Annotated in this window: 12 protein-coding genes; 1 reads left to right on the top strand and 11 read right to left on the bottom strand. The window is 54.7% G+C overall.

Annotated elements, in window-relative coordinates; translation table 11 throughout:
• Nucleotides 1-5: 5 nt before the first annotated feature.
• The 8 genes from D3P08_RS16365 to D3P08_RS16330 form a co-directional block, all read right to left on the bottom strand.
• Nucleotides 6-2,069: a BglG family transcription antiterminator gene (locus D3P08_RS16365; protein ID WP_119600781.1), complete on the bottom strand. Its 2,064-nt coding sequence runs from the start codon at nt 2,067-2,069 to the stop codon at nt 6-8.
• A gap of 81 nt (nt 2,070-2,150) precedes the next feature.
• Nucleotides 2,151-3,593: a PTS mannitol transporter subunit IIBC gene (locus D3P08_RS16360; protein WP_119600780.1), complete on the bottom strand. Its 1,443-nt coding sequence runs from the start codon at nt 3,591-3,593 to the stop codon at nt 2,151-2,153.
• Nucleotides 3,594-4,541: 948 nt separating this feature from the next.
• On the bottom strand, nt 4,542-5,402 hold the full coding sequence (locus tag D3P08_RS16355) for a carbohydrate ABC transporter permease (RefSeq protein WP_240647587.1): 861 nt from the start codon (nt 5,400-5,402) through the stop codon (nt 4,542-4,544).
• 52 nt (nt 5,403-5,454) lie between these two features.
• Nucleotides 5,455-6,327 carry a carbohydrate ABC transporter permease gene (locus tag D3P08_RS16350; RefSeq protein WP_119600778.1) on the bottom strand — a complete coding sequence of 291 codons (873 nt, stop codon included), beginning with the start codon at nt 6,325-6,327 and terminating at the stop codon, nt 5,455-5,457.
• Between the two features lie 75 nt (nt 6,328-6,402).
• Nucleotides 6,403-7,722: an extracellular solute-binding protein gene (locus D3P08_RS16345; RefSeq protein ID WP_119600777.1), complete on the bottom strand. Its 1,320-nt coding sequence runs from the start codon at nt 7,720-7,722 to the stop codon at nt 6,403-6,405.
• 94 nt (nt 7,723-7,816) lie between these two features.
• A complete protein-coding gene (locus tag D3P08_RS16340; RefSeq protein ID WP_119600776.1) occupies nt 7,817-9,370 on the bottom strand; it encodes a response regulator transcription factor in 1,554 nt (517 codons plus the stop codon).
• Entirely contained in the window at nt 9,367-11,223 is a 1,857-nt protein-coding gene (locus tag D3P08_RS16335; RefSeq protein ID WP_119600775.1) for a sensor histidine kinase, read from the bottom strand. Before D3P08_RS16335 ends, D3P08_RS16340 begins: the two co-directional genes overlap by 4 nt.
• Nucleotides 11,224-11,360: 137 nt before the next feature.
• A complete protein-coding gene (locus tag D3P08_RS16330; protein WP_240647578.1) occupies nt 11,361-12,164 on the bottom strand; it encodes an HNH endonuclease in 804 nt (267 codons plus the stop codon).
• A gap of 125 nt (nt 12,165-12,289) precedes the next feature.
• Between D3P08_RS16330 and D3P08_RS16325 the strand changes: the two genes are divergently transcribed.
• Nucleotides 12,290-13,969: a sensor domain-containing diguanylate cyclase gene (locus tag D3P08_RS16325; protein ID WP_162848507.1), complete on the top strand. Its 1,680-nt coding sequence runs from the start codon at nt 12,290-12,292 to the stop codon at nt 13,967-13,969.
• Between the two features lie 550 nt (nt 13,970-14,519).
• Here D3P08_RS16325 and D3P08_RS16320 read toward each other — a convergent pair.
• Genes D3P08_RS16320 through D3P08_RS16310 form a run of 3 tightly spaced genes read right to left on the bottom strand, consistent with a single transcriptional unit; the run spans nt 14,520 to nt 17,753 of the window.
• Nucleotides 14,520-15,674, bottom strand: coding sequence for an ABC transporter permease (locus D3P08_RS16320; protein ID WP_119600772.1), 1,155 nt, complete (start codon nt 15,672-15,674; stop codon nt 14,520-14,522).
• Nucleotides 15,675-16,787 (bottom strand): ABC transporter permease, encoded by a 1,113-nt coding sequence (locus tag D3P08_RS16315; RefSeq protein WP_119600771.1) that lies wholly within the window; start codon nt 16,785-16,787, stop codon nt 15,675-15,677.
• 18 nt (nt 16,788-16,805) lie between these two features.
• Nucleotides 16,806-17,753, bottom strand: coding sequence for an ABC transporter ATP-binding protein (locus D3P08_RS16310; protein WP_119600770.1), 948 nt, complete (start codon nt 17,751-17,753; stop codon nt 16,806-16,808).
• Nucleotides 17,754-17,768: the final 15 nt, after the last annotated feature.

The raw sequence follows: 17,768 nt of genomic DNA, 5'->3' as shown, positions 1-17,768 counted from the left end.
TGCGCTCATCCTCTCCATTTATTATGCAGTAAAGCATCCAATTCCTGTGATATATACGGCTTAATCTCTTCGATGTCCGCATGCTCCAGCAGCTCGATAAAATCTTCCTGAAGAAGCATGGCGCTAATATCGCTCAGCACCTCAAGCATCACGCGGCTGACTTGCATGGGGGCAAGCATCAGCAAAATTTGCCGAACCTCGGCCTCCCCGTCAGCGCCAAGCCATAACGGCCCCTCTAATCGAAACAGCTTAAGCTCCGGTCTCTCTATATGTTCGCTTCTCGTATGGAATAAAGCCAGCTTCGTCCCTCCGATCGCTTGGCTGCCGTGCTTCTCCCGTTCAAGCAATTGATGCCGGATCACCGCCGACTGCTGCTCCGAGAAAGGGAGCGTCTCCAGCATCGCGGCAACAATGTTCTCCAGCTTTGCATGTGCGGGCCCATTCTCTTGTTTAACCGGCAGATTCTGAATGGAAAAGGGCTCCAGCACGCTTACAACCGCTGACGTATAAGCGCTGACCAGCTTCATCCGCTCCCAGCTGCCCGAAGTGCTCGGCTTCTCGGATTCGGACAGCTCCTCCTTCTCGACCGGCATTTGTCCCAGGTAGCTGCGCAGCTTCTCCGTCTCCTCCGCCGTCAGCAGCGGGCTGATCTTAATATAGCGTCCCCCGTCGATCGGCAAATCCACCGTCGAAATAATGAGGTCGTAACGCTCCTCCGGCACCCGCGACGCTTCGTACCAAGAATAATGGCCGATAAACTCGATTTGCGGGAACCGCTTCGCGATCCGTACGGACAGCAGCTTGGAGGAGCCTATGCCGCTTGTGCACACCATCATCGCTTTCACGCGTCTCGACAGGTTTAACCGTTCGATTGACGCGCCGAAATGCATAGCCAAGTAGCCAATCTCTTCATCCGGCACTTCCATTCCTTCCATCGTCTCATCCACGGCGCACCGAATGACCTCGTACAGCTTGGCGAAATCCTTCTTAATCTGCGGCAGCAGCGGATTGCGTATCGTCTCCGAATTACGAATACGCTCCAGAGACGGCGCCATATGGCGGATCAATCCCTCAAGCAGCGACCGATCCTCGTGGAACGGCATATGCATAAGCTTGCCGACGGATTGAATAAGACGTCGAGCCGTATCCGACGCCGCGGCGCCATTCTGATGAAGCAGAAGGTCCTGATTCATCCTCGCTTCCTTATTCGCGCCGGTCAGCAATGCCCCAGCCGACGCCCGTTCCGCCTCCGGCCATTCCAAAGGGAATGCCTTCAGAAACGGCTCCAGGAACGGCTGGCGTGACGGCTGTTGCTCCCTCTCCGGTCTATTCTTGGAATCGAGCGTATGTCCGCTCTGCATTCGCGCTATGGCGATGGACAGCTTAAGCAGCAGCCGCGTATACGCGTTTTCGGATAACCGGCTGGGCGCCTTCTCCTCCAGCCCCCACACGATCCTCTCGACCTCCAAAAAATGCTCCTTGCCCGCCAGCTGCAGCAGCTTCCGCGTAACGGGCCAGGCATGCTCCGCTTCCGGGTCCGGTCCGAACAGGTCCGATTCGTCGAGGTATTGCTGCGCCAGCCACTCTATCAACGAGCGTTTATCGCTCTCGCGGCCTGCTATCTCCACCCCGTATCCTCTTCGGCGTATCAGCTCCAGCCCGAACTTTTCAATCGTCGGGGCCAGCTCGTCGAGGTCGCGGCTTATCGTTGGAACGGCGGCATGCACCTCATAGGCGAGCGCAAAAAGCTTTATCGGTTCATGCGCTTCCAGCAGCATGCACTGAATTAACGTTTTGCGTTCCATGGAGGAATAGGCGGCCGTCTCGAAGGAAGAAAGCAGCCTCTGGAAATGCCGGATGGATGGCTCGGCGCCTTCAATGGCGATGCCTTTGCCCGATTTCGCCGCCAGAGACAGACCATAATCCGACAGCAGCGTTTTTATTTCCTGCAAATCCCGATGCACTGTTCTTGCGCTGATCTGAACCTCTTCGGCAATTTCCGCGGCCGTCGCTTCTCTTCGCTGCAGGAGCACTTCCAAAATGTGCCGCTGCCGGTTCGAGACAATCATGCCATTCCTCCTTCTCTGAAAATGGCGGAAACGCCGACGGAAATACACGTCAGCGTCTCACTTGCCTCTCGCTTCTGCCGATTAAGATTTGCTCAGACGCTGCGCCAGCTGGTCATACTCGGCCGCTTTGAGGAAATCGTCAATGGAGATGTGTTCGGCATCAGGTGCTTTTATTTTTGCCCGATCTGTTAAGGTTTTATGGGTAATGACAATATCGGCATCGCCTGGAATATCGCTGATTGCCGTATTCGTCACGCTCACATCAACTCCTGCATTCTTCAGCTTCTTCCGAAGAATCGATGCGCCCATCGCGCTCGAGCCCATACCCGCGTCGCAGGAGAAGACAATTTTTCTCACATCTTCATTGGATTTGGTCACGCCATCGGCAGCTGGTGCAGGAGCCGCCGCCGCGCCTTTGGACTCTGCTTTCATCTGCTTCATCTTCGACGTTGCCGCCTCCAGATCGTCTTCAGCCGTTTGCTTGCCGCTCTTCAGGAAGATGGAAGCGACGACGAACGAAGCGATCGTTGCTACGAGAACACCCGCAATCATAGGCAAGTAATTGCCTTTAGGCGAGAAGGCGAAGTATGCGATGATACTGCCCGGCGATGGGGTCGATACAAGTCCAGCATCGAGCAGCGAGAACGTAAACGTACCTGCGACGCCGCCTGCGATAGCTGCTACTATCAGAATCGGCCTCATCAAAATGTACGGGAAGTAGATTTCGTGAATACCGCCAAAAAAGTGAATGACCGCTGCGCCCGGCGCAGATTGCTTCACCGTTCCGCGTCCGAACAGCCAGTAGGCCAGCAAGATACCAAGCCCTGGTCCTGGGTTCGATTCAAGCATAAAGATAATCGATTTGCCTAGCTTATCCGCCTGCTCCAATGCGATTGGTCCAAGTACGCCATGGTTAATCGCGTTGTTGAGGAACAAAACTTTAGCAGGCTCAATCAAGATGTTGGCCAGCGGAAGCAAGTTATGGTTGATCATGAAGTCAACCCCGCGAGCTAGAGCAGAGCTGAACACCTCGATTATCGGCCCAATGCCCTTGAAAGCAAGCAGCGCGAGAGCGCCGCCGATAATACCCGAGGAGAAGTTGTTAACCAGCATCTCAAAGCCGGACTTAATTTTGCCCTCGATCGATTTATCGAATTGCTTCAGGATCCAGGCAGAAAGTGGACCCATGACCATCGCGCCCAGGAACATCGGAATATCCGCTCCGACGATAACGCCGGCCGTCGCAATCGCGCCGATGACGCCGCCGCGCGTGCCATGAATCATGCTGCCGCCGGTATAACCGATCAGCAGCGGAAGAAGATACTTGATCATCGGGTCGACCAAGGTCGCGAAGCTTTCGTTCGGCAGCCAGCCGGTCGGGATGAAAAGCGCCGTAATTAATCCCCATGCGATAAAGGCGCCGATATTCGGCATGACCATGCCGCTAAGGAATCGTCCGAATTTCTGGACAGCAACCCTAGCCCCGCCTTGGGACTCGTTATTCTGATGATTCACTTGACTCATCCTGTGAACCTCCTTTTGTACTATGCCGACCCTTCAAGGGGTCGTCTTGCTTAATCTTAATTCGGAAGCGCTTACAGTTCAATTGAAGGATAACCAGGTTTCGTCATCAGCGCTGATGACAAAATGTTCATTATTAGACAAGCCTTAAGGCGTGTAGTGGAATTCCTCCATTTGTCCCCAAGCCCGATAACCAATAATTACATACGATCGCTCAAGCTTGCTCCACACCTATAGTGCGCAAATGGATGTTTTTTTAGTCAATTTCTCATATGTAGACATGAAATGGAGTTGGGCCGATCTGACCTCCGACCGCCGCTTTTCCGCCTCTTTAACCTCAAGCTACGATCTCTTGACAGGACGAGCTACATCGCATCCCCCCCGCGCTCGCTGCACTAACAACTCCACCATCCGTCGCACTCTCACTATACGAGCAACATCGCATTCCGCCGAACTCTCGCTTCACTAATTACTCCACCCTCCGCCGTACTCACGCTACACGAACTACTCTGCCATCCTTCGCACTCTCACCGCCCTTTTCTACACGCCGCTCGCCCATACTCTTAAACAGCTAAACTGCACATCCACATCTCTTGCCGCCTCATCATGTCACCCTCATTTACACCAATCTATGCCGCTGTGCAAAATAAGGACAAACGTGCACCTAATCACGTATCTTTCTCCAGGTATAACGAAATAGAGACAAAAGTGCACTTATTCAATGTGGCCTACCCCGTTTTGTGAGTTACAGCGACGGAATAAGTGTACAAATGGCGCTATTTTCAGCAAATTGTCCATTTGGGCAAAAAATAATTGCACTTTTGTCCTTATTTCAGTCTGGAGCAGCTACAGCAGCAGCAATCATAGCCAAAGCGTGCCCGCAGCGCGAAGCCCAACCAGGATATCCGTGCGATGCGTGCTGCAGCAAATAAAAAAAGCCCAGCCAAGGCGTTAGCCTTTGACCGAGCCTGCTACCATGCCTTTCATGATCTGCTCTTGGAAGATCAAGTAGATGACGATCGTCGGAATTACCGCGATCAGCATCGCGCCCATCGTCAGCGCATAGTCCGTGCCGTAGCCGTCGGAGAACAGCGAGAGACTGAGCGGAAGCGTCTTCAGCGCCTGCGAATTGATAAAGACGAGCGCGAACGAGAAGTCGTTCCAAAACCGCAGAAACGCGATAATCGTCACGGTCGCGATCACCGGCAGACAGAGCGGAAGAATGATTCGTCCAAAAACGCCCCACCAGCCGTTGCCGTCAATTAGAGCCGCTTCCTCTACCTCCTTCGGAATGGAGGCCATATAGGCGATGCAGAGGAAGATCGCGATCGACAGCTCAAACGCCGTATAAGGCAAAATGAGCGACCAGTAGGTATCCAGCATGTTGATCTTATTCATGAAAATAAAAAGCGGGACAAGCGTGCTATGAATCGGGATAAGCATGCCGAGCAGAAAGAGTCCCTTCACCGCGCCGCTAAGCTTAAATTGGAACCGGGAAATCGCATAGGCGGCAAGCGTCCCCAGCACGATAGTCAGGACGACCGACGAAATGGTTACCAGCGTCGAGTTGAACATCGCCCTGCCCATGTCGCCGAGCTCCCAAGCCCGCGTTACATTCTCGATCTGCCACTCCAGCGGCAGACCGAACGGATGGTTGAAGAAGTCCTGATTGGACTTAAACGCGCTGATCACAAGCCAAAAAAGCGGGTACAGCGTCACGATCGCATATAAGAACAAGGCCAGCTTCAGGAGAAGCCGAAACGGCTTTCTCCAAGTCGCGGACCTTGAACCGGCCGCGCTGGCGTTAGTCATTGGCAACATAAGATTCACTCCTTCATCGTCCTTGCTGATACGGCATCTACTCTCAGCTGCGTCTCTTCGTTATGAAATAATTCAGACCGATAAGCAAGGCGCTGATCAGGATGATCATCGTGGATACGGCGGAGCCGTAGCCGTAACGGTATACGGTAAAGCTGTTATTGTACATGTACGTCGCAAGAAGCTCCGTCGATTGCGCGGGGCCGCCGCCGGTCATGACAATGACATGGTCGAACGCTTTTAAGCTGCCCGAGATACATAAAATAATCGTAACGATAATCGTGTCCCAAATAATCGGGAGCGTCACGTAGAAGAGCTTACGGAAGCCTACGGCTCCGTCGATCTTCGCCGCATCGTTCACCTCGGAAGAGATATTTTGCAGCGCTGCGATAAAAATGACGAGATACGGCCCGATATTGGCCCAGTTGATCGGAATAGAAACGGCGTACATATTCACTTTCGGATCGGACAGCCAGGCGCGAACCCAGGAATCCAGTCCAAGCATGTCGAGCATCGTATTCAGCAAGCCGAATTGCGGCTGGTAAATGTAACCCCAGATAAGGCCGACGACGACGGTGGACAGCACCATCGGCATAAATACGGCCGACCGGATGATCCGGTTGAACATCGAGTTTTTGAGCAAAAGCAAAGCCAGCAGCAGCGCGATCGGCACCTGTCCGATAATCGCCGAAGCTACGAGGATAAGGTTGTTTTTAAGCGCTCTCCAAAAGATCGGATCCTGGAGCATCATCTCGTAATTGTCGAGCCCGACAAATTTGAGCGCCCCGAGCCCGCTCCAATCGAAGAATCCGTAGTAAGCCGACCAAATGATCGGAACGATACCAAATGTCAGAAAAATGAGCAGTGCCGGAAGCAGCGCCAGAGTGACGAAGCTTCGAGCGCGCAATGATGACGGCATGGCGGCGGCCTCCTTATTTATTCTAGTTGTTGGACGCGCCGGTGAAGGCGCGTCCTTTGAGACCAGGATTAAAGGTTATTGCTGCGTCGACCTGGCTTGCGCGTCCTGCAGCTTCTTCGCCACGTCCTCCAGCTTGCCGCCCATCATAATTTCCTGCAGGCCGTTGTTGATCGCTTCACCCGCTTCTGCCGACAGATAAGCGTCATACACCGGCGTGATGCCTGCTTCTTTGGCCACGTTGAAGGCTTTCAGGTACAGCGGGCTTACATTCGCGTTTTCAAGATCCATTTTGTACATAACCATCGAGTTGCTTTCGGCAATCGCCTTCTGGCCGTCCGGACCGCTGATCGCGTAAATCAGGTCAAGGGCCGCTTCTTTGACTGCGCCTTCCGTGTTTTTGCTGAGCGCGAATCCGCCGCCCGCTCCTCCGGAGATCGTGCCCGGCGCGCCTGCGCCGCCTTCGATGGCCGGCATCGTCGTCACTTCGATCGGCGCCATTTGCTCATCCGTGGCGGAAGCCGCCAGGTTCGTCAGCGTCCATGCGCCGCTGATCATCATCGCCGCGTTGCCTTGAATGAAATATTGCTCAGCCTGCGTATTGTCGATGCTGTTCGCGCCCTCTTGGAACGCCTTGTTGTCCACCAGCTCCTTGAACTTGGCAAGCGCATCGATGAACACCTGATCGGTGAAGGAGGCTTCGCCTTTCACTGCCTTCAGGAACCACTCCGTGCCCGTCACGCGGTCGGCCAGGGAGCCCAGAATCGTGGATTGCGCAACCCAAGGCGCCTTGTTGCCAAGCGCGATCGGCGTAATGCCGTTGTCGTTGAAGGTTTTGACCGCCGTCATCAGCTCCGTCCATGTTGTCGGAACCGTTACGTTATACCTCTCGAACAAGTCTTTATTGTAATAGAGGAAGGATGTCGCGGATAAACCGACCGGAGCGGAATAGATTTGGCCTTCCTCGAACTCGAAGCGGTCAAACGCGCCGTCCATGAAGTTCGCTTTCCAATCCGGATACTCTTCCGCAAGCGGCGTGATCGGCTGAAGCAGCCCCGCATCGTAGAACTCTTGCGATTGACTGCCGGCGTAAACGAAGAACACATCCGGCATTTCGTTGCCCGCGGCTACCGTGCTCAGACGCTGACGGTATCCGTCGACCGGAATCGCTTGCGCGTCGAGCTCGACGTTAGGGTTGTTTTTCTTATACTCATCAATTAGTCCTCTGACCGCTTTCGCGCGCAAATCGTCGCCCGCGAAGTTATGCCAGATCGTCAGTTTAACTTTTTCTGTGGAACCGCCTTCATTTGAGCCGGTGTCCGAGCCGCTGGAACAAGCGGCAGCAAGCAGGGAAATCAGTGCGATTAACGTTACTACCCATGTGAATCTTTTCTTCATCTAGTAAGCCCCCCCTTGATAAGATAGTTTAAGTATAGGCGTTCCCCACGCGGCCGGCGTAGGGGTGAGAATTCAGGTAATAGGGGGTGTAATTTCACCTGAACCTCTGCTCCCGATAGCTTGACGGCGTCTCGCCGGTGTACCGTTTGAACAGCTTGTTGAAATGTTTTAAATCCTCATACCCCACGCGTCTCGCCACTTCGCTTATTTTCGCGGGCGTCTCTCTCAGCAATCTTGTGGCCCATTCAATGCGCGCTTCGGTCACAAAGTCGATATAGTTTTTCCCGGTTTCCCTTTTGAACAGCTCGCTGAAATAATTCGGATTCATATGGGCCGCCGCCGCAAGCTGTGACAGGGTCAAGCTCTGATCCAGATGGTCCCTGATATAAGCGATGGCGGTCTCAATCGCAGCGTTCCGCCCGCCGGAAAGCCGGCCATAATGGCTCATTGCGGCGGACAAAATCTTTTTCAACACTTCATCCGGCTGAACGTCGAGCCGGTTCAAATCAAGGCTCTCGAGCTGCGGAAAGTCTGCGGCCGATTGGCCTACCGACGCCGCTGCCCGCTCCAGCCAGCGGAAAGCGGCTACCAGATAAGAGTGAAGATACGCTTTCATCGAACCGGGTGTCGCCATCGGATCGCGCTTTATTCCTTCAAGCGCGGCCGAGATCCAGCGATCCAGCTGATCCAAGTCACGGGAACGGAGCACGGCGGTCAGCTCTTCTTCTTCCTTCTGCGAGCAGACGGTACGCATGCCTGTGCGCGTTCGGATGTCCTCGTATTTCACGACACCGCTTTCGCTTAATAAAAATCGGTATGCGGAGGCCTGCTCCGCCGTACGCACCGACTCCCTAAGCTCGGAGGCATGAGCGGCGGGAAGTCCCGAAGCCGCAAATAGACGCATGCCGAGCGCCAGCTCCGCCCGCTCCATCGCCATGCGGATCACGCGCGCCGCTCCGGCCTGGCCGGACCGGAATATACACAGCCAGCCGCCCTTCCAGTCCAGCAGGACGCAGCTAAGCGCTTCGCGAAGCATGCTGTCGGTCTCGGCAATGCCGTGATCCGCTTCCGATAGCGCGGGCAGCGCTTCTGCGGCGGTAACGAACCACAGCTCCAGCGACTCCCATTCCGACGCGACGCGCAGCTCCGGATAATGATGCAAAATTTCTTGCAGCTCCCGCTCCGTTACCGGCTGATCGCCGCTAAGCATCCGCTCCAGCAGCTTGAACCGGAATGCGCTCTGGTGCTCTTCGCCTTCCCGCAATGCCGTCCGTTTCTTTTCGATCCGCTGCCGCGCCCGCACAGCAGCCGCCATAATCTCGCCGGGCCGGCTTGTCTTCAGCAGATAGTCGCTGATGCCCTCCCGAATCGCTTGCTGCGCATAGGTAAATTCCTCATAACCGGATAAAATGACAATCTCCGTATCGGGATAGCTTTTCTTCACTTCATGCGCCAGCTCAAGCCCCGATTTGCCAGTCATCCGAATATCGGTCAGAATCACATCCGGCCTTTCTAGCGGCATGCGCATCAGCACTTCCTCCGCAGAAGCAGCCGGCGGAAGAAGAGTGAAGCCGTTCTCCTCCCACTTGATGACCGTGCTGAGCCCTTCCCGAATAATCACTTCATCGTCGACTATAAGCAGCTTCATTCGCGATTACCCTCTCCTTGGTTTGGTATATCCAGCTGTAAGGCAACGCGTTCTCTCGATTGCTCCTGCTCGCGCTCCTGCTCCCTCAGCGCAAAAGACGGCACAATCGTAAACCTGACGCGCGTCCCCTCGCCTTCCTTGCTCTCGATATGAAGACCCGCTTCGGGACCGTAATGCAGCAGAAGACGGTTATGCACATTTCGCAGGCCGTAGCTGCCTCCCGAATAATCGGACACTCCATCCGGATCAAGCTTGCTCGCGATCCGCTTTCTCAGCTCCTCCAGCCGTTGGCTCGGCATGCCTATGCCGTCGTCCTCCACAATAAAGGTTATCGTCTCGTCCCCGGCCTCCGCGCGAACCGAGATGCGCCCTACCCCTTCCCGCTTCAGAATGCCGTGGATCATCGCGTTTTCAATTAGCGGCTGCAGGAGCAGCTTCAGCATCTTCCGCTCCAACAGTTCGGATGGAATATCTTCGACATATTGGAACTTGTCCGGATAACGAATCGATTGGATATTTACGTAATTGTCGATATGAGAAATTTCCTGGTGAACCGTACAGTACTCCTGGCCGTTGTTCAGGCTGAACCGCAAAAAGTCGCTCAACGATCCGACCATTTCGGCGATCCGTTCTTCGCCTTTCATCAGCGCCATCCAGTGTACGGACGATAAGGTGTTATAAAGAAAATGCGGGTTAATCTGCGCCTGCAGCGCCATCATATCCGCTTCCTTCTTGAGCGACTCGTTCTTCTTCACTTCATCCGTCAGCTTCTCGATGCGGGAGCTCATCCGGTTGTAGCTGATGATCAGCTGGCCTACTTCATCGATCGTTGTCACCGGCAGCGTCGGAAGCGGCTCGTCCGGGCTCGAATTTTTCAAAAACTTCGTCAGCTTGGACAACGGGTTGGTAACCTTCTGAATGAGGAACAGGACAAATGCGATAACAAAAATCATGGCGAGACTGACTGCAACCGCTGTTAAAGTAAGGAAATATTGGTTCTGCGACTTATAGGCCTGCACGGGGATGATGCCGACGAGCTTCCATTCCACGTTCGGCATATCGTAATACAAGACCGTTTTTTTATCGGCGTTTATGCCGTACTCGAACCAGCCCGAGGCTCCGCTGAAGCTTTTGATTCCAGGATAATAGGTTTCGAGACTTCCGTTCTTCAAGTAGTCATTCGGCCCGGCCAAAATGCGGTTCTGTCCGTCCAATAATAGGACGACGCCTCCTCCTTCAAGCCCCCCTTGCTTCAGATGCTCCGCAATTTCGCTTTGCAGCAGACTTATCTTCAGCATGCCGATATCGTAATATTTTTTGGTGCTCCGTATCGGCCTCGACATGGTAATGACATCCCTTGCGCCCTCCGATGACGTTACTTGCCTGTGCACCGAGGACCACCATTTCGGAAATTCCGTGTAGTAGCTCGGATACTGCTCCGCAATGTCGGTCCAGGTTGACGCCGTAACCGACTTGTAGGCGATTGCCGGCTTGCCGGAATTGGACTCTACGATAACGTTCGCAATATACGGCTTCGAGATTGACATCGTCATCAGCAAATTGGCGATTCTCGTCTGCTTCAACACGTCCTTCTCCGGCGTTCGAAGATAGTCCTGCACCTCCTCATGCCCGATCAGATAGAGTGACAGCGACTCGACGTCGCTTACCATATTCTCGAGATAGGAGCCCAGAAGCCTAAGCGTGTTCAGTCCGGAGCTTTTGGCCTTCTCCTCGGTCAGCCTCTCCGCAATGGTATAGGAGAACAGACCAAGCGACAGGACAGGAACGAGAACGGAAATGATGATCAGCAACGAGAGCTTATGCTTGAGCGATCTGCCCAGCCAGTTTTCCATCGGCATCCCCCTATTTAAATCGTATTCTTTTTACAATAGGATAACATACCGTGAAGCTTAGCAGATTCTGTCGAAAAAAATAAACAACGGCAGCCTCAAACGTCTCGATCACGTTCGAAGCTGCCGCATAGGCTTGGTTATTCCAGCGATTCCTCTTGGATCGCGCTTATAAACTCATCGACATCGCGGCTCGCCTTCCGCTGATTGCACGCGTAGCAGGCGCATACGCAGTTCGCCGGCGTCGTATGGCCGCCCTTCGAGCGGGGGAGCTCATGATCGATGGTGTCTCCGTATTGCCCGCAGAACCGGCATGTATATTGATCGCGCGTGAGGATGAACTGCCGAAACTCTTTGTTGCTGTACAGCCTCCGAATGGTGTGCCGGTTCACGACGACCGCCGCGCCTTCCTTCACCAATATATACGCAAGCTCCGGTTCGATCTCTTGGTACCAGCGCCGACCGTTATCCGTCTTGCCGCGCATGCGAATGAAACCGAGCTTGGTCGGCTTCAAAAACGATACGTCGGGAGGCTGCTCCTTCTCCCGCTTCGGCTGCGGAGCATGCTGCTCGGCAGCTCCGTCTTGGCGCTTATGGGCGCCGCCGCTCCGTCTGCGTTTGCGCGGGCGTTTCTTCAAGACAGAAGCCGCGGTTGCGTCTTCTTTGGGAGACGCTTTGGCCGGGGACGTAACGCTTAATGAGACAGCGCCCGCCGCAGTTGATGCCGTCTCCTCCGCAGATACGGTTAAGGGACGGTCGCTTGTACTATAGGACGGCGCGTTCATGGCAGTCTTTCTGCAGGCGCGGCAGGTTCCTCTTCGTCCGTGCTTGCCAGACCGCCGCCCTGTCCGGCGCAGGAACTCGCCAAGCGGCTTCATCGCTCCGCAGACGCTGCACCTCTTCTCATTCGGTTGAATGGGGTCATCCGTATGTGATGTCTTCATGACCTCAGTATAGCACGCCGCGCGCCCTATCTGTTAAAATAGAAATTTCCCCGGGGTATTGTCTTCCCATTCCCGCAAGGGATAAAATGAAACATACGATTCCGTTAGAGCAAAGAGGGTTTTCGATGCAGCTATTGATGAATCGCTGCCCCCATTGTCAGATTACCGTCGCATGGTCGTATGACCAAGCCGAAGAAGATAGATGCCCTTATTGCTTCTCCAAACTCGAGCCAAGCTGGAAGGAAGAGATGCGCTCCATCCCGGCCGAGCGTCACACTTCGGCATCGCTCGCCAAGTGGCTGGATGACGCGGAGATCGTTCAATACGAGAACATAAAGGTGTCCGTGGCCGTAGGACAAGCCGGTATTGCATTAATGGCGCAGCAAGAAAACGAAGAATACCAAATGAGAGCGCGGCTGATCATAATCGGCGCGCTGATGAGACAAGGGCAGCTGGCCGAATCCGGCATTACCATCCGCAAAATTAATAAATGGGCGGTCGAGCATTCGAATAACATCGTGCTGGCACGCAGCTTCCGCCATTTGGCTACCTTTTTCTTAAGGTTACGCGACGGCACCAGCGCGCTCGAATACGCGCTTAATTCCATCGCCTACTTGCCTGAGAATACGCCCCCTCAAATACGAGGGAATCATCTGATGACGCTTGCCGTAGCACTCAGCCATTCCGGAGACCTCGAGGAAGCTCACCGCAGATATGAAGAGATTTTGGACATTTGCGAAGCGACCGGCAATGTGCGGACGTCACTATACGCCTTGAATAATTTAGCGTATTCCATGTCCGAATTGGGCCGATTGCATCAGGCGGAGCAATTAGCCGCGCGTATGATGGACCTTTTGAGGAAGCATGATCTGCCGCCGGTGCCGTTCCAGCTCGATACGGTCTCGCAAATCGACCTTAGAATCGGCAAACCGGAGACGGCCGTTCGATTGCTTATGCCGCTGCCCGATATGTACCGCGAGGGCCAACTGCTTGGCGACGTCTTTTCATTTTTTGAAGGCCAGATCACCTTATCTCAAGCGCTTAGGCAGCTTGGCGAATACGATCAGGCGCAAGCGACGCTGACGCGGCTGAAAGGCTTTTGCGAAGAGAAGGAGGCCGGCGGCTTCCTGGTAAGAATCAAGCTGGAGCAGGCGCAGCTATATGCCGCTACGGACAGATATAAGGAAGCTTACGAAACGTTCCGGGATTACCATGAGGAACTGGAGAAGCAGCGCTCGGACGAACGCGAGGCGCGCTCGCAAATTCTCCATACGGTATTCGAGACGAATGAAGCAAGGCGCAGCAGCGAGCATTACCGCGAGCTTTCGCTCCGGGATCCGCTCACCGGGCTGTACAACCGACGCTTTATCGACGCCCATATGGAGGACTTGCTGAGTCATCTCGGGTCCGAGCAGCCGATCACTGCGGTTCTTATTGATTTGGATCATTTCAAACAAATTAATGACACGATGTCCCATGAGGCGGGTGACGCGGTGCTCGTCCAGTTCGCGAAGATTCTCGACGCGGCGGCGATCGAGCCTGCTAAGGCGGCCCGCTTGGGCGGCGAGGAATTCCTCATTATTTGCCCAGGCTATGACGCGGCCAAAGGGATTGAGTTCGCCGAGCGGGTATGCGAGCTTGTCCGATCCTCGGATTGGAGCTCCATCATCGGCGAGATGAACGTGACGGCCAGCATCGGCGTCAGCACGTCGAATGCAGGCCGGACGACAAGCGCCGCCCTATTCGCCGAAGCGGACCTCGCCAAAAGAAGCGGACGCAACCGCGTCGTCGCGTCCGCCGATTAGGGCGACGGGGCGCGGCGAGCCGAGCGGCATGCGCCCGGACGCGCTGGCCCGCTGCTTGCGGCGGCCCGCGGCGAGCCGAGTCATTACCAAATTAACCGACAGTCACAGCCGAACCGACTGCTGCTGCCGAATTACCTACTCGATAGACAATTAGCGTCAAAAGTGCACTTATTTTCTGCACAATCCACTGAGCGAACAAATAGCGCCAAAACTGCACTTATTTTCTCCGCTGCAGGCACTTCAGTGCTACTTTGGATGAAATAGGTGCATTTTTGACGCTATTTTTCTAATTTTGCCCTTTTCTTCGAGGAATAGGTGTACTTTTGGCGCTATTTGCTATTCCTGCCCCGTCCCCAAAAGGACAAGCGGGCTCTCGGCGGGCGATATTGAGTTAGTCGCTCCCTGCCCCAACGGATTGGCGCGCAGCTTGCCCCTATCCGCCCCCCCCTCAAGGAACGGAAAGACGCTTGTCACCGCCTCGCCGCTGTCCGACTAAGCGTTGCCCCCGTTGCCGCCCGATTGCTCCCCATACAGGGAGCAGGCCCGGCTCCTAGATAAACGTCCTTGTGTCCTTGTTGTGCCCGAACTTGTAGGCCGCAATGAGCGTGAAGGCTAACGCGAAGGCCGCGAGCGTGAGCAAGTGCATGCCAAGCTCCGTTAGGGCTGTGCCCTGCTGCAGCCGGTCGATGGCGTCGAGCAGCCAGCGCTGAGGCAGGAATTTGGCGATTCCTTGCATCGATTCCGGCATCGCATCGATCGGGAACATGCAGCCCGCCAGCAAACAAGTCGGAATGATGACCAGGTTCTGGAGCGCCAATGTCGTCATCGAATGGCGGGAGAAGGCCACGATCACCAGCGATAGGGCGACGGCCACCCAAGCGAAGAGGAACAATACGATCGCCAGCGGCCACATCGGAACGCCCGGATCGATGTGGAACAAACCTTTCATCACAACCAGCATCGCGACGATCTGCGCCAGCAGCAGCACCAGATTAGCCGCTACGTTGGATAGGGTATATGTTCTGCCCGATATCGGAGTCGTGAGCAGCCGGAAATAGGTGCGATTCTCCTTCTCCTTTATCATGAAGGCCGACAGGTTCACCGCGGAGAACATCATAAACAAAACCAGATAGCCGATGGAGCGGTTCGTCATGTCGCGCTGCACCGAGCGGTCTTCCACTACTTCCGCGGACACAGGAGATGCCGCCGAACTATACTTGGCCAAGGCCTCCTCAAATTCCGTTCCTGTCTCAAGAGCAGTCCTCCCAAGCGCCGTTAAGCTCTCCAAATGCGGGTCCAAATACGTCCGGATATACGAGGCGGCCATCGACGAGTCAATCGACACGAGCTCGAGCGCCGCGCTTCCTTCACCCGAAATCATTCCTTGCGAGAAGCCGCTCGGCAGAACGAGCGCAGCATCCAGCTTGCCGGTCTGCACCTGCTCCCGCGCCTCCTCCGCATTCTGAAGCTCGCTGAGCTTCACCCGCTCGACGCCGCTTAGAAATGACGCGACATCTTGTGCTACAGCCTGCTCGCCGTCCAAATTAACGACAGCGACGCGAAAGGCGACTTGTTGCTCATTGCCGTAAATAAGGAACGATAGCCCAATGCCGACAATGGGGCCGATCAAGTATAATAAAAGGCTCTTGTAGCTTCTAAGCATCGTTGTCATCGTTCTGCGGAATACCCATAACGTATCCTTCACTTAGAGCCCCTCCCTTCTGCGCATGATGAATATCGACGCTGCAAGCAGCGCGGCGGAAATACCGATATTGAGCAGGATCGCTTCGGAAGCCGCGAACAGTTCGCCGCTATCATTGCCGTAAATGATGCCGACCAATGCTTCGTTCGACCATGTGAGCGGCGAATACCGAGACATCACGCTGATGAAATCGCCGTTATCGACAACTTGAAAATACGATCCTCCGAAAAGACAGGCCAATTGAATAATGATCATAATGACCGCGCCGGCCGCCTTCCCTTTAATCAAATAGCTGATGGCCAGCCCCATGCTGATGGTGAACACGATAAGCGAGATAAGCACTAGGAATACCAGCCCCATGTTGCTGCCCCAATTCGCGTCATACATATATTTGCTGATAAACACCACTACCGCGACAAAAAGCGTATTCAGCACGACATTGCCAATCACTTTCCCCGTAAAAATTTCATATTTCGAGACGGGCGCGGCGAGCAGCCTTGCTGCGGTATTGCGGACCCTCTCGTTATCGATAAGCTGTCCGGCGGTTGCCGCATAATAGAAAATGCTCATCGTTGTCACCGCAATCGCGAAGTAGTCCATCGCGCCCGGACGCGGCGATCCCTCCAGCAGCGTCTCCTTCACCAATCCAGCATTCCCGCCGGCGGCAGCGGCAGCGCCCCCCTCATTCGGCAGCTCGGTCAGCGTCGCCTCCAGCTTGGAGCGTTCCGCGATTCCCGTCAGCAGCCCGTTCACGATACCGTTCTCCAGCTTACTGCGGCTGTTGCCGTAATAATGAATGCCCGCTTCCTTTATCATCATGAAGCCCGTATAGCTCCCATCCTGAACCTCGCGAAGCGACTCCTCCATGCCGGAGGATGCCTGTTCGAGGATAACCCCTTTCGCTTCCGCTTGAGCGGCCAGTTCATCAGCCGTCACGCCCGACTCGCTTATATACAGGACCCGAATGTCGCCCGCCGCCTGGCTTCCGCTAAATGCATTCGATAGGACGGTGCCGAGAATCAGCATCAGGAGGACGGGTGTCGCCAGCATAAAAAGCAGCATCTTCACATCCCGGCTTACGAGCATTTCCTTAACCGCAATTCGCCATATATTCAATTCGCTCTCCTCCTCTCGTTAGTTATCCCGAAGGCTCCGGCCCGTAAGCGTAAGGAATACCGTCTCCAGGCTGGGCTGCCTCTCTTCGACTGCGCGAATTTCCATCCCGTCCGCGAGCAGCTCCTTCAAAATGCGGTTCAAATTATTCACTTCAGCGTCGGAGCTGACCCTTATCTCGCGGCGCTCCTCATTCGCCTCCACCGATCTTACGCCCGCGATGCCGCTTAGCTTCTCCAGGTTCAGCCCTTCCATCGTCCGGACTTCAATCCCGATTGTTTTCTGGTCGGTAATAATCGATTTCAGCTGCGCCTGCGTTCCTTCCGCGATAATTTTGCCATGGTCGATAATCGCGATCCGCGTGCAGATCTCCTCGACCTCCTCCATGTAATGGCTCGTATAGATGACGGTGCTGCCCATCGCATTCAGCTTCTTCACCGATTCCAAAATATAATTGCGCGACTGCGGGTCGATGCCGACGGTCGGTTCATCCATAATAATCAGCTTCGGCCGGTGAGCGATCGCGCAGGCGATGTTGAGGCGCCGCTTCATGCCGCCGGAGAAATCTCTCGGGAAGCTGCGGTGCTTGTCGTCGAGTCCCACGAACGCGAGCGCCTCCTCCGTTCTGCTTTTCAGCAGCGCCCCTCTTAACCCGTACAGCCCGGCAAAAAATCGCACATTCTCATAAGCGGTCATATCTTCATAAATGGCAATCTCTTGAGGAACGATGCCGATATTCGATTTGGCAAATCTTCTGTTCTTCACAATGTTCTTCCCGAGCACCTCGATTTCGCCTTTCGTGATCGGAATCAACGAAGCGATCATATGAATCGTCGTGCTTTTTCCCGCCCCGTTCGCCCCGAGAAAGCCGAAAATTTCTCCTTCTTTAATGCTTAGCGACAATTGGTCGACCGCCGCGAAGTCTCCATAGGTTTTGGTCAGCTGTTTTAATTGAAGCACGTTGTTCATTCTATTCCCTCCCGC

The organism is Paenibacillus nanensis (assembly GCF_003583765.1).
Taxonomy (GTDB): Bacteria; Bacillota; Bacilli; order Paenibacillales; family Paenibacillaceae; genus Pristimantibacillus; species Pristimantibacillus nanensis.
Note: the sequence above shows the minus strand (reverse complement) of the source record. Positions and strands in the feature narration are given on the sequence as shown.